Source organism: Pseudomonas sp. O39, assembly GCF_045447295.1.
Taxonomy (GTDB): domain Bacteria; phylum Pseudomonadota; class Gammaproteobacteria; order Pseudomonadales; family Pseudomonadaceae; genus Aquipseudomonas; species Aquipseudomonas antarctica_A.
The window spans coordinates 78,766-99,138 of record NZ_JBJGXV010000020.1; the positions used below are offsets into that span (position 1 = coordinate 78,766).

26 protein-coding genes and 1 pseudogene are annotated in these 20,373 nt (G+C 61.0%); 15 read left to right on the forward strand and 12 right to left on the reverse strand.

Annotated features, from left to right (window positions below):
- Positions 1-123: 123 nt before the first annotated feature.
- Together ACI77D_RS22180 and ACI77D_RS22185 are read right to left on the reverse strand one after the other, a co-directional pair.
- On the reverse strand, positions 124-1,287 hold the full coding sequence (locus tag ACI77D_RS22180) for a lipase family protein (RefSeq protein ID WP_407017515.1): 1,164 nt from the start codon (positions 1,285-1,287) through the stop codon (positions 124-126).
- Between the two features lie 6 nt (positions 1,288-1,293).
- Complete coding sequence (locus tag ACI77D_RS22185; protein ID WP_064451938.1) at positions 1,294-1,881, reverse strand: NUDIX domain-containing protein; 588 nt, start codon at positions 1,879-1,881, stop codon at positions 1,294-1,296.
- A gap of 116 nt (positions 1,882-1,997) precedes the next feature.
- Here ACI77D_RS22185 and ACI77D_RS22190 point away from each other — a divergent pair, with 116 nt between their 5' ends.
- The gene (locus ACI77D_RS22190; RefSeq protein ID WP_407017489.1) at positions 1,998-3,149 is read left to right on the forward strand and encodes a diguanylate cyclase; all 1,152 of its coding nucleotides are present in this window, start codon (positions 1,998-2,000) and stop codon (positions 3,147-3,149) included.
- 279 nt (positions 3,150-3,428) lie between these two features.
- Positions 3,429-4,355 carry an alpha/beta hydrolase gene (locus ACI77D_RS22195; RefSeq protein WP_221294477.1) on the forward strand — a complete coding sequence of 309 codons (927 nt, stop codon included), beginning with the start codon at positions 3,429-3,431 and terminating at the stop codon, positions 4,353-4,355.
- 192 nt (positions 4,356-4,547) lie between these two features.
- Here ACI77D_RS22195 and ACI77D_RS22200 read toward each other — a convergent pair whose 3' ends face one another.
- Positions 4,548-5,708, reverse strand: coding sequence for an L-lactate dehydrogenase (locus tag ACI77D_RS22200; protein ID WP_407017490.1), 1,161 nt, complete (start codon positions 5,706-5,708; stop codon positions 4,548-4,550).
- 121 nt (positions 5,709-5,829) lie between these two features.
- Between ACI77D_RS22200 and ACI77D_RS22205 the strand changes: the two genes are divergently transcribed.
- On the forward strand, positions 5,830-6,615 hold the full coding sequence (locus ACI77D_RS22205; protein ID WP_407017491.1) for a DeoR/GlpR family DNA-binding transcription regulator: 786 nt from the start codon (positions 5,830-5,832) through the stop codon (positions 6,613-6,615).
- On the opposite strand, the gene ACI77D_RS22210 is transcribed toward ACI77D_RS22205, so the two are convergent.
- The 3 genes from ACI77D_RS22210 to ACI77D_RS22220 are packed head-to-tail and all read right to left on the reverse strand — an operon-like array spanning position 6,580 to position 7,963.
- The gene (locus ACI77D_RS22210) at positions 6,580-7,308 is read right to left on the reverse strand and encodes a DUF72 domain-containing protein (protein ID WP_407017492.1); all 729 of its coding nucleotides are present in this window, start codon (positions 7,306-7,308) and stop codon (positions 6,580-6,582) included. The two genes, ACI77D_RS22205 and ACI77D_RS22210, sit on opposite strands and share 36 nt — an antisense overlap.
- Positions 7,305-7,736 carry a hypothetical protein gene (locus tag ACI77D_RS22215; protein WP_064451932.1) on the reverse strand — a complete coding sequence of 144 codons (432 nt, stop codon included), beginning with the start codon at positions 7,734-7,736 and terminating at the stop codon, positions 7,305-7,307. Before ACI77D_RS22215 ends, ACI77D_RS22210 begins: the two co-directional genes overlap by 4 nt.
- A gap of 2 nt (positions 7,737-7,738) precedes the next feature.
- Positions 7,739-7,963, reverse strand: a complete 225-nt coding sequence (locus tag ACI77D_RS22220) for a hypothetical protein (protein WP_064451931.1) — start codon at positions 7,961-7,963, stop codon at positions 7,739-7,741.
- Positions 7,964-8,165: 202 nt separating this feature from the next.
- Between ACI77D_RS22220 and ACI77D_RS22225 the strand changes: the two genes are divergently transcribed.
- On the forward strand, positions 8,166-8,669 hold the full coding sequence (locus ACI77D_RS22225) for a DUF4142 domain-containing protein (RefSeq protein WP_064451930.1): 504 nt from the start codon (positions 8,166-8,168) through the stop codon (positions 8,667-8,669).
- Positions 8,670-8,698: 29 nt separating this feature from the next.
- Positions 8,699-9,259, forward strand: coding sequence for a type 1 glutamine amidotransferase domain-containing protein (locus ACI77D_RS22230; protein WP_262667587.1), 561 nt, complete (start codon positions 8,699-8,701; stop codon positions 9,257-9,259).
- Positions 9,260-9,319: 60 nt separating this feature from the next.
- Here the strand turns inward: ACI77D_RS22230 and ACI77D_RS22235 are convergent, their stop codons facing one another.
- The gene (locus tag ACI77D_RS22235) at positions 9,320-9,526 is read right to left on the reverse strand and encodes a hypothetical protein (RefSeq protein WP_064451928.1); all 207 of its coding nucleotides are present in this window, start codon (positions 9,524-9,526) and stop codon (positions 9,320-9,322) included.
- Positions 9,527-9,686: 160 nt separating this feature from the next.
- Between ACI77D_RS22235 and ACI77D_RS22240 the strand changes: the two genes are divergently transcribed.
- The 3 genes and pseudogenes from ACI77D_RS22240 to ACI77D_RS22250 all read left to right on the forward strand — a co-directional run bounded on the left by ACI77D_RS22240 (position 9,687) and on the right by ACI77D_RS22250 (position 10,875).
- Positions 9,687-10,244, forward strand: coding sequence for an ATP-dependent Clp protease proteolytic subunit (locus ACI77D_RS22240; RefSeq protein ID WP_064451927.1), 558 nt, complete (start codon positions 9,687-9,689; stop codon positions 10,242-10,244).
- A gap of 175 nt (positions 10,245-10,419) precedes the next feature.
- Positions 10,420-10,527: pseudogene (locus ACI77D_RS22245) on the forward strand (general stress protein); the annotation flags it as partial.
- Positions 10,528-10,587: 60 nt separating this feature from the next.
- Positions 10,588-10,875, forward strand: a complete 288-nt coding sequence (locus ACI77D_RS22250) for a hypothetical protein (protein WP_407017493.1) — start codon at positions 10,588-10,590, stop codon at positions 10,873-10,875.
- Between the two features lie 101 nt (positions 10,876-10,976).
- Here ACI77D_RS22250 and ACI77D_RS22255 read toward each other — a convergent pair whose 3' ends face one another.
- Together ACI77D_RS22255 and ACI77D_RS22260 are read right to left on the reverse strand one after the other, a co-directional pair.
- Positions 10,977-11,522: a putative natural product biosynthesis protein gene (locus ACI77D_RS22255; RefSeq protein ID WP_407017494.1), complete on the reverse strand. Its 546-nt coding sequence runs from the start codon at positions 11,520-11,522 to the stop codon at positions 10,977-10,979.
- Between the two features lie 62 nt (positions 11,523-11,584).
- A complete protein-coding gene (locus tag ACI77D_RS22260) occupies positions 11,585-11,968 on the reverse strand; it encodes a DUF2946 domain-containing protein (RefSeq protein WP_064451923.1) in 384 nt (127 codons plus the stop codon).
- Positions 11,969-12,162: 194 nt separating this feature from the next.
- On the opposite strand from ACI77D_RS22260, the gene ACI77D_RS22265 reads away from it, so the two are divergent.
- Both ACI77D_RS22265 and ACI77D_RS22270 read left to right on the forward strand, forming a co-directional pair.
- The gene (locus tag ACI77D_RS22265) at positions 12,163-12,771 is read left to right on the forward strand and encodes an SCO family protein (RefSeq protein WP_053255622.1); all 609 of its coding nucleotides are present in this window, start codon (positions 12,163-12,165) and stop codon (positions 12,769-12,771) included.
- On the forward strand, positions 12,771-13,247 hold the full coding sequence (locus ACI77D_RS22270) for a copper chaperone PCu(A)C (protein WP_064451922.1): 477 nt from the start codon (positions 12,771-12,773) through the stop codon (positions 13,245-13,247). The genes ACI77D_RS22265 and ACI77D_RS22270 overlap by 1 nt, the downstream gene beginning before the upstream one ends.
- Before the next feature lie 238 nt (positions 13,248-13,485).
- Here ACI77D_RS22270 and ACI77D_RS22275 read toward each other — a convergent pair whose 3' ends face one another.
- Positions 13,486-13,815, reverse strand: a complete 330-nt coding sequence (locus ACI77D_RS22275) for a DHCW motif cupin fold protein (protein WP_064451920.1) — start codon at positions 13,813-13,815, stop codon at positions 13,486-13,488.
- Between the two features lie 140 nt (positions 13,816-13,955).
- Here ACI77D_RS22275 and ACI77D_RS22280 point away from each other — a divergent pair, with 140 nt between their 5' ends.
- Positions 13,956-14,438 (forward strand): HIT family protein, encoded by a 483-nt coding sequence (locus tag ACI77D_RS22280; protein ID WP_407017495.1) that lies wholly within the window; start codon positions 13,956-13,958, stop codon positions 14,436-14,438.
- 136 nt (positions 14,439-14,574) lie between these two features.
- Here the strand turns inward: ACI77D_RS22280 and ACI77D_RS22285 are convergent, their stop codons facing one another.
- Positions 14,575-15,048 (reverse strand): GNAT family N-acetyltransferase, encoded by a 474-nt coding sequence (locus ACI77D_RS22285; protein WP_407017496.1) that lies wholly within the window; start codon positions 15,046-15,048, stop codon positions 14,575-14,577.
- Between the two features lie 12 nt (positions 15,049-15,060).
- Positions 15,061-15,495: a GNAT family N-acetyltransferase gene (locus ACI77D_RS22290; protein WP_407017497.1), complete on the reverse strand. Its 435-nt coding sequence runs from the start codon at positions 15,493-15,495 to the stop codon at positions 15,061-15,063.
- A 214-nt stretch (positions 15,496-15,709) separates the two neighbouring features.
- Between ACI77D_RS22290 and ACI77D_RS22295 the strand changes: the two genes are divergently transcribed.
- Genes ACI77D_RS22295 through argE form a run of 4 tightly spaced genes read left to right on the forward strand, consistent with a single transcriptional unit; the run spans position 15,710 to position 19,305 of the window.
- Positions 15,710-17,041: a flavin-containing monooxygenase gene (locus ACI77D_RS22295; RefSeq protein ID WP_407017498.1), complete on the forward strand. Its 1,332-nt coding sequence runs from the start codon at positions 15,710-15,712 to the stop codon at positions 17,039-17,041.
- 23 nt (positions 17,042-17,064) lie between these two features.
- The gene (locus ACI77D_RS22300; protein ID WP_003207327.1) at positions 17,065-17,475 is read left to right on the forward strand and encodes a RidA family protein; all 411 of its coding nucleotides are present in this window, start codon (positions 17,065-17,067) and stop codon (positions 17,473-17,475) included.
- Between the two features lie 10 nt (positions 17,476-17,485).
- Positions 17,486-18,163 carry a DUF1028 domain-containing protein gene (locus tag ACI77D_RS22305; RefSeq protein ID WP_407017499.1) on the forward strand — a complete coding sequence of 226 codons (678 nt, stop codon included), beginning with the start codon at positions 17,486-17,488 and terminating at the stop codon, positions 18,161-18,163.
- Positions 18,160-19,305: an acetylornithine deacetylase gene (gene argE / locus ACI77D_RS22310; RefSeq protein ID WP_407017500.1), complete on the forward strand. Its 1,146-nt coding sequence runs from the start codon at positions 18,160-18,162 to the stop codon at positions 19,303-19,305. Before ACI77D_RS22305 ends, argE begins: the two co-directional genes overlap by 4 nt.
- The last annotated feature ends 1,068 nt before the right edge of the window (positions 19,306-20,373 follow it).

Here is a 20,373-nt window from a genome sequence, read left to right on the forward strand (position 1 = left end):
ACGGGATTCGGTCAAATGTGGGCGCTGGCTTGTCGGACCGCCGAACCGCTGCGATGGCATCGACTGAGTGTCACTGATAGACCGAGGTGCTCGCATCGCATCGGTGCACGGCGCCGACACACATCAGCGCCCACAATTCCCGCCAATCACCGCCCCCGCAAACGCCCGCCGAACAAACCCGGTCGAATCGCCCAAAGACCCATTAACAGTCGCGGAGTGATCCAGCTCCGGATAAAAATGCCATTCAACCCGGTCCCCAACCTTGCACGCATCCCGTACCAACGCCTTCTGCCCCGGCACAAACACATCAAGGTCCTTGCCCCCCGTGCCGAGAAAAATCGGAATTTCCGTTTTCAACGAGGGGTAAGCCGACGCCCGATTAACCCGCTCCAGCGCCGCCTTGGGCGACTGCTTGAAGCTGGTGTTAAAGGTCAGCCCGTCCGCCACCACCCGCTGCTCGATGGCATGCAGGCACTCATCCTGACTGGCTTTGAACGCTGGCAGCGCCTGCTCGGCCAAGTAATCGGCCGGCACAAAGGCGGGGGCCAGCAAACTGGCCGTGCTCAGCCGCAACAGGTTATAGGCAAACGTGGGCACCACCGAACGGCGGGCGTTTTCAAGCTCCGGGCTTTGGCCTTGGGCGTGTGCGGTGGCATACGGCGTCCCGGTCGCCACCACCCCCACAATCTCCAGCTCTGGCGCATAGCCTTTGGCCAACACCGCCGTGGCAAACGCCGCCCGGCCGCCCTGGGACTGTCCGAACACCACCACGCGCCTGGACAGTTTGAAATCTGCCGCATCCACAGCACGAATACTGTCCAGCACGCCATAGGCAAGCGGCCGAGTGAGCCCGTAAGGGTGCAGGCCCGGCGTGCCCAAGCCCTGATAATCGGTGGCCACAATCGCGTAGCCCTGGTCGAGCCAATAATTGAGGTAGCGCGTATCCCGTGGGCTGCGCTCGTTAAGCGACGGTGCACAACGGTCAGCGCTGCCGACCGTGCCATGGGCCCAGGCCATCAGCGGCCAGCCACCCACAGGGGGGGTGCCCTTGGGCAGGAACAGCGCACCGGACACCGCGATGGGTGTGGTGTCGTCGAGGCCATCAGTGGAGGCATACAAAATCCGCAGGTTCTGCGCGGCCGAGGCCAGGCTTTGCTGCGGCGTCAGTGCTTCGCTGCGCAACAGTGTTCCCGGCGTTTTCGGCACAGGGTCAGCCCAAAAATAGAAGGCATCGGCCGCCTGGCTAGTGCCCGCCGCCAGCACACACAGCAATGCACACCAGCGCATCAAGCGTCACCACCCTTCTTTCAACATGCGCAATTCAAGGTGCTGCAACAGCATGATGGTTTTGCCATCCACAATCTCACCGCTCTGCACCATCGCCAGCGCCTGTTCAAAACCCCGCTCCAGCACCTCGATGTCTTCGCCCTCCTCCTCCAGGCCGCCACCCGTGCCGACCTGGTCCGCCGGCTGGTACTCGCCGATAAAGAAGTGAATCCGCTCGGTCACCGACCCCGGACTCATGAACGCCGAATAGATTTTTTCCACATGGCCCACGCGGTAGCCGGTCTCTTCCTCGGCTTCCAGGCGAATGCGCTCTTCGGGGCTGGCGTTGTCCAGCAAACCGGCCGCGGCTTCGATCAAGTAACCCGGGTAATCATTGACGAAGGTGGGCATGCGAAATTGCCGGATCAGCAGCACCGTGCGCCGCTCACGGTTGTACAACAGGATGGTCGCCCCGTTGCCTCGGTCATACACTTCACGGGTCTGGGCTTGCCAGGTGCCATCTCGGCGGCGCAAGTCAAAACTGTATTTTTTCAGAAGGTACCAGTTGTCCGAGAGGGTCTCTTCGGCGGTGATGCGAACGGGGCTGTTTTCCATGGTCAGGTCTTGGCTCAAAGGAACAGGAGCATGTCGCGGCGGCAATACCAGCGTCAAGCGGATGAGTTGCCGCTACAATCGCGCCCCAAGAAGGATATCTCTGCGGGTTCAAGGAAATGATGCTGCACATCCCGACGCTACTGATAGTGGCCGTGTTCGTATTCTGCCTGATGGGCCTGCTCACGGCGCATGCCTGGAGCCGTGGCCGCGAGCCGACCCTGGGCTACCTCGGCATCATGCTGCTGCTCGCCTCCCTGGGCACGGGCCTGATCGTGGTGCGCGGCATGGGCATGGACTTCGTCGCGCTGATCATCGGCAACGTGGTGCTGTTGCTCAGTGCCGCGATGAACTGGACCGCCATGCGTACCTTCGTGCAGAAACCACCCAGTGTGCCGGGCATCTTTGCCGGTGCCGGGCTGTGGCTGCTGGTGTGCCTGGTGCCACAGTTCTATGCCTCGTTATCGGCGCGGGTCACCCTGTATTCGCTGCTGGCGGCAGGGTATGGAGTGCTGTCGGTCCTGGAGCTGTGGCGCAAACGCGATAGCCTGGAAGTGGCCTATGTACCCGCGCTGGTACTGACCCTGTCGCACACCGGTTTCTATGCTATCCGCGCATTTACCGACACCGGCCTGCCCATCAAGAGTGCCCAGCTATCGGGCGGCGAAGGCGTACCGTTTTTCTCGCTCATGCTGTTTGAGTCCATGCTGTACGCCATCGGCATCGCCTACGTCACCCTGGCGATGGTCAAGGAGCGCGCCGAGCTGCGCTTCAAGGCCGCCGCCTTCAGTGACGCGCTGACCGGTGTCGGCAACCGCCGCGCCTTTATGCTCAAGGGGGAAAAACTCTTGGCGGACAGCGCCCGTCGCAACCAGTGCGCGGCCCTGCTGCTGTGCGACCTGGACCACTTCAAGCGCCTGAATGACAGCTTTGGCCACCCAATGGGCGACAAAGTGCTGATCGCGTTCAGCCGGGTGACTGAAGCCGCGCTGCGCAACGCCGACGTGTTCGCACGCATTGGCGGTGAAGAGTTCGCCTGCTTGCTCGCCGACAGCGATGAAACCGCTGCCTTTCACGTCGCCGAGCGGATTCGCCAGGCATTTGCCGAACTCGACCTGCTGGCGCCTGGCTATTTGAGCGTCAGCATCGGCATCGTCACCACCGATGCGGCAGGCCACGACCTCTCGCACTTGCTCTCCCAGGCTGACCAGGCGCTGTACCTGGCCAAGGCGCAGGGACGCAATCGGGTTCAGGGGATGGCAGCAGCCTGAACCGGCGGCTGTTTGATGCGATGCCACTGGGCCGCAACGTCTTCAGCGCTGCCCGCCTTTACCCGTGCCGGATTGCGCGCCACCGGTGACGATTGCCGTTTTACCTGTGAAATCCATGTGCGTACTTTCCTGTTCGTTCGCCCACCCTAACAACCTGCGCACGCGGTGTTCAATGCGGTAACACTTTGCAAGCAAACCCCTGGGTCGACTGTCGAATTAATTCCTGCGGTCTTGCACCATCTGGTAAAACGCGTGCTTCGCCTTTGTCCTGGAACCTTCATGCCATCTCGTTTTCTGTCTCGCCTGGGCCTGCGCTGGTTTCCCCTGCTGTGCATGGCCATTCTGATCATCGGCCTGCCGGTGGGCTGCGCGGTGCTGCAACACAAGGAACGCGAGCTGGTGTTTCGCATCGAGCCGGGCACCGCCGGTTGGTACACCGGCCTGCCCAAGGCCGTACAGGAATTCGATATCAAGCCCGCCAGTTTCAAACCAGGGCAGAACCTTCACGGCTGGTGGTACCCGGCGGACAAGCAGGATGCGCCGGCGATCCTCTACCTGCACGGCGTGCGCTGGAACCTCACCGGGCAACTGTTTCGCATTGAGCAATTGCACGCGCTGGGCTTCTCGGTGCTGGCCATCGACTACCGGGGTTTTGGCCAAAGCCACGGTGACCTGCCTTCGGAAACCACGGTGTATGAAGACGCGCGCATTGCCTGGGAGCGCTTTCAGGTGTTGCAGCCCGACCCCGGCAAACGCCTGATCTACGGGCACTCACTGGGCGGTGCGGTCGCCATTGACCTGGCCGCGCAGTTGAGTAAACAGACGCCGGTTCCCGTGCGCGGGCTCGTGATCGAGTCCACCTTCACTTCACTCGGGGACGCGGCCGCAGCCGTGGCCAATACCTCGCTGCCGGTGCGCTGGTTGCTGTCGCAGAAGTTCGATTCCATCGACAAGATTGCCGACGTGCACATGCCCCTGCTGGTCGTGCATGGCCTCGCCGACCAGTACGTGCCACCGCGTTTCAGCCAACAATTGTTTGAAGCCGCCCAGGAACCCAAGCGGTTATTGCTGGTGCCTGGCGCCACCCATAACAACAGCATGAGCCTGGCTGGCCACAGTTATGGCCAGGCGCTGGACAACCTGATGCGATCAAAGGGGCCGGCGCAGGTGGTCACGCACTCCACAGGCCGTGGTGACGACTCATAAAAATGCTTTTCGGCACTGGGTTCGCGCTTGGCTGTCAAGCGTAAACCCTGCCCATACTGGCCCGCGCCGACAGTTGATCAAATATTAACCGAGGGTTAAATCGCCAACCCTGCCGGGCCTTCGCAAAGTTATCCACAGAGATACCCACGGTTTTCGTGGACAACTCTTTTTACTTTTTTACGATTTTTTTGCTCAATAAACGCCTGTGGGAAAGGTACCCGGCAGCAAAATCTCGCGATTCACATTGCGTATATCGTTATAGCCGCACAGTGCCATCGACACATCCAGCTCACGGGCGATGATGTCAAGGGCCTTGGTCACGCCCGCCTCGCCCATCGCCCCCAAACCATACAAATGCGGGCGGCCGATCAGGGTGCCTTTCGCGCCCAATGCCATGGCTTTAAGTACGTCCTGGCCGGAGCGAATGCCGCCGTCGAGCCACACTTCAATCTGATTACCCACCGCCTCGACAATCGCCGGTAACTGGCTGATGCTCGACGGCGCCCCATCCAGCTGACGGCCACCGTGGTTGCTCACCACCAACGCATCCGCACCGGAATTGGCCGCCAGGCGCGCGTCTTCCACATCAAGGATGCCCTTGATGATCAGCTTGCCGCCCCAGCATTTCTTGATCCACTCCACATCATCCCAACTCAGGCGCGGGTCGAATTGCTGGGCGGTCCACGACGACAGCGAACTCATGTCCGCCACGCCTTTTACATGCCCGACGATATTGCCGAAGCCGCGACGTTGGGTGCCCAGCATGCCCATCACCCAACGCGGTTTGGTCATCATGTTGAGGATATTCGGCAGGGTCAGTTTGGGCGGCGCCGACAGACCGTTGATCAAGTCCTTATGGCGTTGCCCGAGAATCTGCAAGTCGAGAGTCAGCACCAGCGCGTCCACCCCGGCGGCCTTGGCGCGCTCGATCAACTGCTCGATAAACCCGCGATCACGCATCACATACAGCTGGAACCAGAACGGCTGGCCTACGTGTTCGGCAATGTCTTCCAACGAGCAGATGCTCATGGTCGACAAGGTATAGCGCAGGCCAAAAGCGGCGGCGGCGCGGGCGGTCAGGATCTCGCCATCGGCATGCTGCATACCCGCCAGACCAGTGGGCGCGAGGGCGACAGGCATGGCCATGTCCTGGCCGATCATGGTGGCGCGGATCGAACGCTCATCGATATTGCGCGCCACCCGCTGGCGGAATTTGATGCGGGCAAAATCACTTTCATTGGCCCGGTAGGTACTTTCAGTCCAGGAGCCGGAATCGGCGTAATCGTAAAACATCCGGGGGACACGTTTCTGCGCCAGTTTGCGTAAGTCTTCGATGGTTGTGATCAACGACATCTGGGTCACCTCTCCCTGAACTGAGCGCAGAGAGTAACCGCCGATCGGCTGCGCAACCAGCCATTGCGTTTACTTCGGCAGATGATTAATCTCGCATAAACCCGCAAAAAGAAGCACAAACATGCACAACACCCACCAAGCTGTCGACCTGCCTTCTTTGCGCAAACAAAAGATCCTGTTGCTGCTGGAGCGCGACGGTAAAGTCACCGCGTCTGAGCTGGTTGAACACTTTGCCGTGTCCCAGGACACCATTCGCCGCGACCTCGGCGAACTCGCCGCTGCCGGCTTGTTACAACGCGTGCACGGCGGCGCCCTGCCCCGGCCCAAAGACACCGGAAAGGACTTCTTCACCCGCGTCGGCGAGACCAACGAGGTCAAGCGCCACCTCGCGCAACTGGCGGCTGACCTGGTGGAGGATGGCCAGATCGTACTGTTCGATTCCGGCTCTACCACACTGCAGATTGCCCAGTCGTTACCGCGCTCGATCCGCCTGACCGTGGTCACGCCGTCGCCGATGATCGCCATCGCCCTGGCGGATCATCCCGAGGTAAAAGTGATCCTCGCCGGTGGCCAGCTCAACCCCGCCACCTTGTCCACCAGCGGCCAGGATGCCGTGCGCCTGATCCAGAGCATCAAGGCCGACCTGCTGTTTACCGGCGTGTGCGCGCTGCATCCACAGGTCGGTATCAGCTCGCTGCATTTCGATGAAGTGGCGGTCAAACAAGCCTTGCTCGACAGCGCATCCCATGTCGTGGCCGTGACCCTGGCCGATAAGCTCGGCGCGGTGGAACCCTTTGTGGTCGCGCCGTGCAACCGAATCCATACGCTTATCACGGAGTGGCATGTGCCGAGTGTCGAGGCGTATGAGCAGTTAGGCCTGGAAGTGCTGCGCGTGGAGGTCGACTAGACACAACGCATCGGTCACTGCGTGGCCGCTGGCGGTGTTATCGAAGATGCACCAGGTGGGAACGCCGGCTGCGACAGCGTGGTTCAACTGTCGCGCGAACGCCTGCACCCGTTGCGGGCCATAGGCGCTGTGGTAGATACGCGGCGAACCGTGCAGGCGCCAATACTGTACGCCCTGCCAACCCACGCCCGCGTCGATCACCGCTGGGTCGGCGACCACGCGCCCCATCTGCATCTCCACCAACAACGCTTGAGCCTCAAGCCACGTGGCATGGCGCGGTTCCAGCACAACGGCACCGGCAAAGCGCTGGCGCACTGCACTGAAAAACCCTGCGGCCACAACGGGGTCATAGCTCAGCGAAGGCGGTAGTTGAACCAGCAGGCAGCCGAGCTTTTCCCCCAGATGCAGGCACTGCCCAAGGAACTCATCCAGCGCCGCCTCGCAGTGCTGTAAACGCAGTTCATGGGTGATGCGCTTGGGCACCTTGACCGAAAACCGAAACGCCGGCGGCACCGATTCCGCCCAGCGCTGGTAAGTCTTGGGCTGGTGCGGGCGGTAAAACGAGCTGTTGATTTCCACCGCATTGAAACGCGCTGCATAACGCTGCAAATGCGTGCCCTGGCCGGCAAAGTCCGGCCAGCGTTCGCGGGGCAAACTCCAGCCGGCACACCCCACATACAGCCGTGCCGTCAAAACAGCACCGTGGCCGCGTCGCGCATGAAAATCTCGATCGTCTTGGGCCCGACGCCATCGAATTCGCCCAAGCGCTTTTCAAAAGCCTGACGGTCCTGGCTGGCGCTGCGAATATGGGTGATTTTGCCGGCGTACTCGGCGTTCAATTTGGCGCTGAGGTCGAGCAAGCGCTGCGCCGTGGTTTCGTCGTAACGCACGTAATGGGCGCGCCCGAGCATGCTGACCAGTTCACGCGATGTGCAGTGCTGCAACTTGCGCGCAGTGTCGCGGCCCTGCTCTTCCACGATCACCTTGTAAGCCTGCGCCGCAATGGGCGCCTGGATACGCTTGCCCATCAGGAAGCTGGCAATGAACCATCTGAACAGGCTGGCGTCATCCCCGGGCTTGAGCTCGATGCCCAGTTCAGACGCCGTAATGGACCGAGCCATGCTCAGTGGCCCAACTTGCGCTCAGCCTTGGCGGCCTGCTCGTTGATGGCGTCGGTCTGGCGCTCGGTGTCCTTGATCGACGTGGGCGTCAGCACCTTGTCCACGGTTTCGGTATGCGGGTTCGCACGTTCCAGCGTCTGCCCTTTGGCAGGTTTTTCGGTGCCTTTCTGCGCGTCTTCCGAACTGATGGGCGACGGGGTTTTATCGACGGTTTTGTGATCGGTCACGGTGTATCTCCAGGCAGTTGAACGCCCACCTAAATCGGCAGGCACTTATGCAGCAGAGCCCTGCGAATTGGGTTAGTTCAAGGAAATTGCCCGCCAGTGCCACCGGCGAAATAACTGCGAATTAATTTAAACCTTTTGCTCCAGCACTCGCTCAACCATCAGGTACGGCATCACGCCATTGTCGATTTCAAGGAGATTCACCATGACTACTCTGCTGATGAAACAAATGGGCCTGACCTTTGTGCTGGTTGCGGGCTCCATGACCACGGCCATGGCCGCCACGTCCAACAGCTTTGTCGACGACGCCGCCCAAGGCGGTATCACCGAGGTGGAAGCCGGCAAGCTGGCGCTGGAAAAAAGCAGCGCGAGCGACGTGAAGACTTTCGCCCAACACATGGTCACCGACCACACCAAAGCCAACCAGGAACTGGCGGCACTGGCGAAGAAGCTGGACATCGAAGTCCCCGATGACGCCGCGCTGACCGACAAAGCCAAGAAGGCCATCCTGGAACTGCGCGACGAATCGTTCGACAAGGCCTACGCCAACAACCAGGTGGCGGCCCACGAAAAAACCGTCGAACTGTTCAAGAAAGAAGCTGCTTCTTCGGACAACGCCGAGTTGAAAGCCTTCGCCACCAAAACGCTGCCGACCCTTGAAGCCCACCTGAAAATGGCCAAGGAGCTGCAAGCCAATCACGCCCATTGATCCTTCCCTGACTTAGGAGACACTCGACCATGAGTTCGCAACTCAACGGCAAGAACATCCTCATCATCACCTCCAACACCGGTATCGAGCGCGATGAACTGCTCAAGCCGCTGCAAGCCCTGCGCGGTTACGGTGCGACTGTCACTCACGCCTCCAGCAAAGGTGGCACCACCCAGACCTTCGTCGGCGATACCGAGAAGGATCAAGCCGTGGAATCCGACGTGCAGCTCGCGGATGTCACCAGCAGCGACTTTGACGCCCTGGTCATCCCTGGCGGCACCGTCAATGCCGACACCCTGCGCCAGGATGCGGCAGCGTTGAAACTGATCAACGACTTCGTCAAGGCCGGCAAAACCATCGCAGCAATCTGTCATGGACCCTGGGCGCTGATCGACGCGGGGGTGATCAAGGGCAAGACCTTGACCTCCTACAAGAGCGTACGCATCGACCTCGAAAATGCCGGCGCTGCCGGCTGGGTCGACGCCGAAGTCAAAGAGTGCACCGCCAATGGCTGGACCTTGATTACCTCGCGTACACCGGATGACTTGCCGGCGTTCAACGAGGCGATTGCCAAGGCCGTTGCAGGTTAACGCAGGGCCTGGAATGCAAACAGGCGCCCCTTGGGCGCCTGTTTTCAGTCGGGTTCAGCGTCAGTTTTTTCGAACTTCAGGCATCTCGCGTTTTGGCCCGAACATGGCCCAGGCGATCAGCCCGAACAGCGGTACGAAGATCAGAATGATCAACCACAACCCTTTGGTCTCCCAGCCACCGGTGCTGCGCAAAACGACGTTGATCGCCCACAATTCCAGAATCAGCAGAACCACTGCCAAAATGATCCAGATATATTCTAATTGCATGATTCACCTCCTGAGGTCTACGCGTTAGGTCAAGCAGATCGCTTCAGGGTTCCATCTGATTTTCAGCCAGTACTCACGCCCAATCATCGCGGCGCATCTTGAGCAACCTTCTAGACTCAACCCCAGTTACCTCTTTTGCGTTGGACTACGGAGGTTCAGGATGACCGAGCACGTTATTCACTTTCACTGCCAGATCGACCAGGGTACCAGCGAACGCTTTCGCGACTGTTGCCTGGATGCGATTGACGAAGGCGCCAGTTCCCTGCTGCTGAACCTCTCGACCACCGGTGGCAGCACCAATTTCGGCTTTACCCTCTACACCTTCCTCAAGGCGCTGCCGGTGCCGTTGTGCGCGATTAACGCGGGCAATATCGAATCCATGGGCATCATCATGTTCCTGGCGGCGAACCGTCGCATCACCACACCGCACTCGCGTTTTTTGATCCACCCGATGAACTGGTATTTCAGCCAAAGCTCGGTGGACCACCAGCGCCTGCGCGAGTACCTGTCGAGCCTGGATAACGATTTGGCGCGCTATGTGAAAATCTATGAGCTGGAGACCACCCAGGCCGATACCCAGCTGGATATTTTCAAGTGCCTGTCGGCCGAGGAAAAAGTCATTGCCGCCCATGAATCACTGGCTTACGGGATCGCCCATGAGGTCAAGCAGGTGGTGTTTTCCGAAGACATCAAGCATTGGAAAGTCAGCGGCGGGTAATAACCGCTCGTCGCATGCTCGCGAACTTTTTCAAACTTTGATTTGGATGGCGCATTCCCAATTAAGCGACACCATTGAATTGATTCACTCATTGATGAGGAATTTGGAAATGGCTACTAACGGAAAAACCACGACAGGCGCAGGCGGCAAAGGCAAGCCGGACACCCCGCACAAAAGCGGTGGTCAAGGCTCCGGCGGCAATTTTGCCAATGACCGTGAAAAGGCTTCTGAAGCCGGTAAAAAAGGCGGCGCGCACAGCGCCGGCGGCGGCAAGAAGTCTTGATTGAAACACCACCGGGGCCCGGTTTTTTCCGGGCTTCGGCCTAATCAAGGGGAAAGCGTCATGAAGACCAGTACTTCCCAAAGGATTTTGCTTATCGTCGGTTTTACGGCCCTGCTGGCAAGCCCAGCCTTCGCCGCCTTTGGCGATAACGTCGCTCCGGCAAACTCGCTTAACGGCAACCGCGTCGTCGGCTCCGCATTGCCTCCGGGCACCTACCCCAGCAGCCCTTCGGACTCCACCAAAAAAGCTGACACACCGCCGAAAGAAAAGGCCTCCACCAGTGGCTCGTCAAACAAGCAGCCCACCAGCAAGAAGACCAAGAAGAAGGCAACGCGCAGCGGCAGCTAGCCGCCCGCGAGCCTGGCGAAACGCTTCGCCATCAAGGCCGCCACCGGCCTGCGCTCAGGGCATCGTCGTGGCCAGCGTTGCGCAATGGATTCGCCTTAGCCTTACGGCACCGGAAACCAGCCGCTGAAGCCCGCCTGCCGGGTCAGCGGGCACCAGGCAAAGTCGCCGGTCGGGGCCGGCAGTACCTGCTGTTCGACGCCGACCACCGCAGCGCCCTTCCAATCGAACACCGTCGAATCGCGCCAGCCAAGAACCACGCCCTGAGCCTGGCTTTCGTCGGTATTGATCCAGCGGGCTGCCGCTGCCGCCATGAACGCCTCAATGGGTTCGTCGTCGATCTGTAATCGATACGGCGACGTGAGCAGCCAGCGGCAGACATTCAGGTGATAGGTCCAATCCTGCGGCGTCTGGTTGCGATAGGCCCAGGTCATGAAGCTGCGAAACAGGTTCAAGCCCTCCGGCGGATCAAGCTTGAGCAGTGCCGGGCAAATATCGAACAAGGCATGCCAATGCGGCAACAAGCGTGCATCCAAATGCACGAAGCAGCGGGAATTGCTGGGGTATTCGGGCCGCAACGGCTCCGCGCGCAAGCGACGGGACGCCTTGCTGACCAGGCGGCTGGCGCCGGCAGGCAATAGAGGGTTCATGAAACGCACTCACAGTCGTGACGATAGAACGCCTCCTGATCACAGGAGGCCCAAGGCACACGTCAGAATGCGGGGGAAGCGCGAGGGTTGGCCGAGGGCCATGAGTAGCGCGGAGGGGCTTTGTTGCGGCGCTCGTGGGTAGGGCGCGGGGTTTGCTTAAGGCTCAGCAACCAGGCCAGGCCGATGAGGAACACGATGGCCACCGTCACGGCAGCGCACACCGGGCAAGCAAAGTAGTTCGAGATGTTGCTGGAGGCCGGGATACCTGACCCTTTGTCGGAAACTGGCGCCTGGCTACCGCCCACCGAACAGAACGCCCCCCCGATGCCATTGAGCTGCTGGCCCAACATTTGCCCATGCCCCAAACCGCAGGCGAACACGTTCATCAGCACGCAAAAGTACAGGGCCCAGGCGATCAGCGAACGGTCAGGGTGGCTCAATTTCATGGCGGCGACTTTACCATCGAAGCCGCAAAAGGATGAATCGCCACGCGCCCCTGTGGCAGAACGTCGCAGATTACGCGGGCTGGCCAGGGTTGGTAGACTGGGCGCCCTCCTCGTTTCTACGTTTCAATGCCTGGCTGTCAAAGCCTGATGTGTAGATCCAGAGCAATGCAGGCGTTTCACAGGATGCACAGTTGATGAGTACGTTATTCACCCGCCGCAAAGTGCTGACCGGTATGGGCCTGCTGGGCCTCGGCAGTTTACTGGGCGGCTGTGACTACAGCCCCAAGCTGAACTTCAAGTACGGCAAGGACCTCAGTGACAAGATCATGGGCCGCACCTTCAAGCTCAAGAATACTGACGGCGAAACCGTCACCCTGAGCTCGTTCCGTGGCCTCATGCCGGTGGTGTTCTTCGGTTTCACCCAGTGCCCGGCCGTGTGCCCGACCACCCTGGCCCGCGCCGCCCAGGCCAAGAAGCTGATGGGCCGCGACGGCGAGATCATGCAAGTGGTGTTTATCACCCTCGACCCCGAGCGCGACACACCGGAACTGCTCGACCGCTACGTCAAGGCCTTCGACCCCAGCTTCGAAGCGCTGTACGGCACTCCGGAAGAAATCGCCGTGGCCGCCAAGGAATTCGGGATCTTTTATGAAAAGATCCCCGCCGGTGACACCTACACCCTGTCCCACACCTCGACCAGTTTCGTCTTCGACACCCGTGGCAACCTGCGCCTGGGCCTGTCGGCATCCCTTACCGCTAAAGAGTGCGCAGAAGACCTGCTCACCGTCATGGAGGTCTGCTAATGACTGCCGTTCAACACCTCAAGCGCATCACCTTCGGCCTGACCCTGCTGGGCCTCGCGGCACACGCCAGCGCCCAGGTACAAGTGACCGACGCGTGGGTCCGCGCGACCGTGGCGGGCCAACCGTCCAGCGGCGCGTTCATGACCCTCACCGCCGACAGCGACAGCAAATTGCTCAGCGTGGCGTCGCCGGTGGCCAAGGACGTGCAGATCCATGAAATGAGCATGAAAGACGACGTGATGCGCATGGGCCCGGTGAACGCGGTCGCCCTGCCCGCCGGCAAAGCGATCAAGCTCGACCCGGAGGGCTACCACGTGATGCTGATGGGCCTGACCGGCCAGATCAAGGAAGGCGACCAGGTGCCGCTGACCCTGACCGTCGAAAACGCCAAGGGCGAGAAGCAGTCGATCGACGTGAAAGCGCCGGCCCGCGCCTTGAACGACATGGGTGGCATGGACCATAGCAAGATGCATTAAGCCGCAACAGTAAGCAAAAGCCCGGCACCGCGCCTGGCCCTGAGTGGTTAGATCAACAGCGAATTTGCGTACGCCGCAGATTCGCTTTTTTGTGGGCGCTGGCTTGCCTGCGATGCGGCAACCCGGCCCATCAGTGACACACCGTCGATGCCATCGCAGGCAAGCCAGCTCCACCGTTGATTGAGTTCAGCATTGGCTTGGCGCGGGAGTTGGGTAGGATGTTTCGCAAGGGTGAGGCTCAATCCACAATAAACAGCTTCGCCCCCACGCCTGTGGATGAGCGATGCCCTTCCATGTCATTGCCCACCTGGTAACTCATCCCGGCCGTCAGCGTGAACTGGCGGCCATCCTCCAGCTCCGTGTGTAACTCGCCCTCGAGGCACAGCAGGACGTGGCCGCGCCAACACCAGTGGTCGGCCAGGTAGCCGGGGGTGTACTCGACCATGCGCACACGGGTGGTGCCAAACTGGCAAGTGCGCCACAGGGCATTGCCGGTAACGCCGGGATGGATCACGGCGTCGAGGCTGGACCAGTCGGTGATGCCAAACGGGACGGCAGTCAGTTCCATCGTGTGCTCGCAAATCAGTGAACGGGGCTCGACACTATCCACTCGGCAGGCGCAGGGGTAGACACAGATCGCGCGCTTTTGCGGGATACAGGCGCCCGTGCTTGTTATCCTGCCCGCCCTGCTCTCATGGACGCGTGTTTATGCAGATCGACCCCGCTTTCATCCTTCATCAAACCGAGCACTGGTTGCTCAACCATCACCTGGCCTCGAAGCTGCCGGGTTACCTGATGCTCGGCGCCAAAGCCCCCATCGACACCCTCGCCGATATGCCCGAGGCCGCACTCGCGGAGCTGGGAGGCTTACTGGCTCACACCCAACGGGTGATGGAGGCACAGCTGCAGCCGAAATGGCTGTATATCAGCCGCTATGGGCATATGCCGGGCTTTCCACTGCATTTTCATTTCATCCCGGTGTATGACTGGGTGGAACAGGCGTTTTGGCGGGATGAGCGGTATCGGGTGCTGCAAGGTTTTGGCGCACACGAACAGGCGCTTACCGATGGGGCGGAGTTGACGTTGTTTGTGTGGCGCGAGTTTGGCGAGAGCCTGACGTCGCCAATGATTCAGGGGGCTTCGGTCGAGCAGGTGATTGAGCGGCTGCGTGCGGCCTTCAGCGTCGAGTGAAGATCAAGTGTGGGAGCTGTCGAGCTTTAGCGAGGCTGCGATAGCGGTGTATCAGGCGGCAACTATTTTGACAGTGCCGCCGCCATCGCAGCCTCGCCGGGGCTCGACAGCTCCCACAGGGGTTCGGCGGTGTTCGTTACATCGCAGACAGCCGCTTTACCATCGGGATGCACGCCAACGTTAATCCCGACGGCGAGTGATACACCGCCTGCTCATCGCCCACATACCCGCACGCTCTGTAAAAGCTCGCTGCGTTCAACGTGGCGTCCAGCACCACCTGTTCAATCGCTGATTCCCGCGCGACCTTTTCCAGATGGTCCAGCATGTTCTTACCGTACCCGCGACCGGTGAATGCAGGCAGCACGAACAGCGCGCCCACTTCGTTGTTGTCGAGGTCGAGCATGCCGGTGGCGACCGGTTCACCCTGTACCCAGCCCAGGTAAAACGGCTTGTCCATCAGCACGCTGTAGCCGTCCTCAGCGGAGCCACGCGTCCACAGCGCCATTTGCTCAGCGGTGTAGGCGCCGATGCATTGGCCACGAATGGCTTCGCGGCGGATGTTAAACGCGGCGTTGGCGTCGTCGGGCGTGGCCCGTTTGATCTCGAGCATTGCGTTGTCCTTTCATGCGTTTTCATTGCCCTTTCGGGTGAATGAATAACGGTCGATATCCGTTCGAAGTGTCCAGCCCTGCCCTTGCCAATACTCGGCGGCGTGGGTGTTGGTTTTGAAAACGTCGAGGTGGCATTTGTGAATGCCCTGCTGCTCCAGCGCGGCGAGGCAGCGTTGCACCAACGCTTGGGCGATGCCTTGGCGACGATAGTCCGGCAACACCAGCAGGTGCTGCAAATACCCGCGACGCCCATCATGGCCGCACATCACACAGCCGATCAACCGGCCCTCGGCTTCAGCGACAAAACTCATCTGCGGGTTACGCGCCAGATAACGCTGCGTGGCCTCGCGGGAGTCGGCGTCACGCAGGGAAATACCGGGGGTGTTTTGCATCAGTTCGAGCACGGCGTCGTAGTCGGTTGGGGTCATGACGCGGATCGTAGGCATGGCATGAAACCTTGTGGGAGCGGGCTTGCCCGCGATGGCGGTGGGTCAGTCGGGACTCTATCACCTGGACGACTGCAATCGTGGGCAAGCCCACTCCCACAGAGGATTCAGGGTGGTTGATAAACCTATCCACCGCCTCTGCATCCGATATTTATGCTCTGTTCCCAGCTTAATAATATTTTATTAAAAACCGCCCTCCCCCTACCTTGAAGTCATGCCCAAGCTGAATCCAACTGCATTACGCAAGGACAGACACATGACGCAAGCAATAACAACAATAGACACCCTGGTGGTGGGAGCCGGTCAGGCTGGCGTGGCCATGAGCGAGCACTTGAGCAAGCAAGGCGTGCCGCACCTGGTGCTGGAGCGCAGCCGTATCGCCGAGCGCTGGCGCACCGGGCGCTGGGATTCGCTGGTGGCCAACGGGCCGGCCTGGCATGACCGCTTTCCGGGGCTTGAATTCGACGACGTCGCTGCCGATGGCTTCGCGCCGAAAGAACGCGTGGCGGATTACTTCGAAGCCTATGCGCGCAAATTCAATGCGCCGATTCGCACCGGTGTGGACGTAACCTCCGTGGTACGCAATGTCGGCCGCCCGGGCTTTACCGTGCACACCAGCGACGGCGTGATCGAAGCCAACCGCGTCGTCGCGGCCACCGGGCCGTTCCAGAAACCGGTGATTCCGGCCATCGCGCCGAAAGACACCGCGCTGCACCAGATCCATTCCGCCGACTACCGCAACCCGGCGCAACTGCCGGCAGGCGCAGTGCTGGTGGTGGGCGCCGGTTCGTCCGGCGTGCAGATCGCCGATGAATTGCAGCGCTCCGGGCGCCGGGTGTACCTGTCGGTCGGCGCCCATGACCGCCCGCCGCGTGCCTATCGCAACCGTGATTTTTGCTGGTGGCTGGGCGTGTTGGGCGAGTGGGATCAGGCCGCGATGAAACCCGGCCGCGAGCACGTAACCATCGCCGTGAGCGGCGCCCACGGCGGCAAGACCATCGACTTCCGTGAACTGGCCCAGCAAGGCATGACCCTGGTTGGCCTCACGCAAGCGTTCAATGGCAGCACCGCCACCTTCCAGCCTAACCTGGTGGACAACCTGGCACGCGGCGATGAGAACTACCTGGCGCTGCTGGAAGCGGCGGATGCCTATATCGAGCGCAACGGCCTCGACCTGCCCGTGGAACCCGAAGCCCGCCGCGTGTTCCCCGACGCCGAATGCATCAAACACCCGATCCTTGAGCTCGACCTGGCCGAGGCCGGTATCACCTCGATCATCTGGGCCACCGGGTTTGCCGTGGATTACAGCTGGCTGAAAGTCGATGCGTTTGACGCCGCCGGCAAGCCGCAGCACCAGCGCGGCGTGGCCAGCGAATCGGGCATCTACTTCCTCGGCTTGCCGTGGCAGTCGCGCCGTGGCTCATCGTTTATCTGGGGCGTGTGGCATGACGCCAAGTACGTGGCCGACCACATCGCCATCCAGCGCCAATACCTTGAGTACCGCGAAGCCGCACCGGTTGTTCACACCGCCCCTGTCAGCGCCTGATCCTTTTTTCTGGAGTTTTTTTGATGCCTACTCACACTCGCATCCGCATGTTCAACACCAAGGAAACCTACCCTAACCAAAGCCTCGACAACGACCTGTGCCAGGCCGTGCGCGCCGGCAACACCGTGTATGTGCGCGGCCAGGTGGGCACCGATTTCGACGGCAACCTGATTGGCCTCGGCGACCCGCGTGCCCAGGCCGAACAGGCGATGAAAAACGTCAAGCAACTGCTCGAAGAAGCTGGCAGCGACCTGAGCCATATCGTCAAGACCACCACTTACCTGATCGACCCGCGCTACCGCGAGCCGGTGTACCAGGAAGTCGGCAAGTGGCTCAAAGGCGTGTTCCCGATCTCCACCGGGCTGGTGGTCTCGGCCCTGGGCCAGCCGCAGTGGCTGATGGAAATTGACGTGATCGCGGTCATCCCCGAATAAGGAGCCACCCATGACCTTTTCAATCGTCGCCCGTTGCGCGGACACCGGCCAGTTGGGCATCGCCATCAGCTCATCGAGCATAGCCGTAGGCGCCCGCTGCCCCTGGCTGCGGCCCGGTGTGGGCGCGGTCTCGACCCAGAACATCACCCTGCCGGCGCTGGGCCCGGACGTGCTCGACCTGCTCGAACAAGGCCTGGCGCCGGCCGAGGCCGTCGACAAAGCCCTGACGCGCAACGGCTACAGCCAATACCGGCAGTTGACGGCGATTGATCACCTGGGCCGCAGTGTGCATTTCAGCGGCAGTGAAACCCTCGGCACGCACAATGCCGTATCGGGCGAACAGTGCGTGGCGGCGGGCAACATGCTCGCCGACCGAGCAGTGATCGAAGCGATGGTCAAGGCTTTCGAGCACGGCGAAGGCCAGTTAGCAGACCGCCTGCTGGCGGCGATGCACGCCGCCATCGCCGCCGGTGGCGAAGCCGGGCCGGTGCATTCCGCCGCACTGGTGGTGGTGGGCGAGCTGACCTGGCCAATCATCAACCTGCGGGTGGATTGGGCCGAGGAACACCCCATCGGCGCACTGCAAAAACTCTGGGACGCCTACCGCCCGCAAGTGCAGGACTACATCGACCGCGCCCTCGCCCCCGACCGCTCCCCCGGTTACGGCGTGGCCGGAGACGACCGATGAGCAGCAGCCGCGAGTTGCTGCGCGCGCTGGTGGGGTTTGATACCACCAGCCGCGAATCCAACCTGTTGCTGATCGCGTTCGTGCGCGATTACCTGGCGGGGCACGGCGTGGCCAGTGAGCTGGTCTACAACGCGGAACGCAGCAAGGCCAACCTGTTCGCCAGCATTGGTCCGGTGGAGTTGCCGGGCATTGTGCTGTCGGGGCACACCGACGTAGTGCCGGTGGACGGCCAGCCGTGGACGCTGCCGCCGTTTGAATTGACCGAGCACGACGGCAAGTTGTTTGGCCGGGGCACGGCGGACATGAAGGGCTACATCGCGTGTGTGCTGGCGCTGGTGCCGGCATTGGTCAAGGCCAACTTGCGCCTACCGGTGCATATCGCCCTGTCTTACGACGAGGAAGTCGGCTGCCTGGGCGTACGCTCGTTGCTCGCGGTATTGGAGCAACGGCCGGTGAAACCGATGCTGTGCATCATCGGCGAGCCGACTGAACTGAAACCGGTGCTCGGCCATAAGGGCAAGCTGGCGATGCGCTGCGACGTGCATGGCGAGGCCTGCCACTCGGCGTATGCGCCGTCTGGGGTGAACGCGATTGAACATGCCGCCGACTTGATCGGTGAACTGGGGCGAATTGGCCAGCGGCTGCGGCAGACGCAGGACCCGAGGTTTGATCCGCCCTTCAGCACCGTGCAGACCGGGGTGATTGCCGGGGGGAAAGCACTGAATATCGTCCCGGCAGACTGCCGGTTTGATTTCGAGATTCGCGCATTACCTTCTATGGACCCGGGTGAAGTGGCCGAGGAACTGCAAGCCTACGCCCTGCAACAGGTATTACCGCGCATGCAGGCGGTGAGTGCGCAGAGTGCGATCCGGTTTACCGAGCTGTCGGCGTACCCGGGGTTGGTGACCGATGAGCGCAGCCAGGCAGCGGAATTGATTGCGGCATTCAGCGGCTCAAGGGACTTCGGCACCGTGGCATTCGGCACCGAGGGCGGGTTGTTTGATGCAGTGGGCATTCCCACGGTGGTGTGCGGGCCCGGGAGTATGGACCAGGGGCATAAGCCGGATGAGTTTGTGAGTATCGAGCAGTTGGCAGGCTGTGACGCCATGCTGCAGCGCATGCTCGACTCGATCCGCACCTGAGCCGAACAACACCCCCAATGGGCAACACAGCTCTCCTGTGGGAGCTGGCTTGCCTGCGATGGCGGTGTACCCGCCAACACCTCGGGCAACTGACACACCACCGCCCGAGTCACCGCTCTACCAGACACCCAAAACCCCATGTGGGAGCGGGCTTGCTCGCGAATGCAGTCTTTCAGACACGTGGAGGCTGACTGAACCACCGCCATCGCGGGCAAGCCCGGCTCCCACAGTTGATCTCTGTTGTTGACGAGATAGCATTTCAGGTTCAGCCCAGCAGGCGCGCCAGTGCTTCTGGGCAGGATGGGCAACACAGATTTACTGTGGGAGCTGGCTTGCCTGCGATGGCGGTGTACCCGCCAACACTTCGGGCAACTGACACACCGCCGCCCGAGTCACCGCTCTACCAGAAACCAAAATCCCATGTGGGAGCGGGCTTGCTCGCGAATGCAGTCTTTCAGACACATGGAGGCTGACTGACCCACCGCCATCGCGGGCAAGCCCGCTCCCACAGTTGATCTCTGTTGTTGATGAGATAGCATTTCAGGTTCAGCCCAGCAGGCGTGCCAGTGCTTCTGGGTAGGATGGGCAACACAGATTTACTGTGGGAGCTGGCTTGCCCGCGATGGCGGTGTACCCGCCAATACTTCGGGCAACTGACACACCGCCGCCTGAGTCACCGCTCTACCAGACACCCAAAACCCCATGTGGGAGCGGGCTTGCTCGCGAATGCAGTCTTTCAGACACGTGGAGGCTGACTGACCCACCGCCATCGCGGGCAAGCCCGCTCCCACAGTTGATCTCTGTTGTTGACGAGATAGCATTTCAGGTTCAGCCCAGCAGGCGCGCCAGTTCTTCTGGGCAGGATGGGCAACACAGATTTACTGTGGGAGCTGGCTTGCCTGCGATAGCAGTGTAGCCGCCAACACTTCGGGCAACTGACACACCGCCGCCTGAGTCACCGCTCTACCAGACACCCAAAATCCCATGTGGGAGCGGGCTTGCTCGCGAATGCAGTCTTTCAGACACATGGAGGCTGACTGACCCACCGCCATCGCGGGCAAGCCCGGC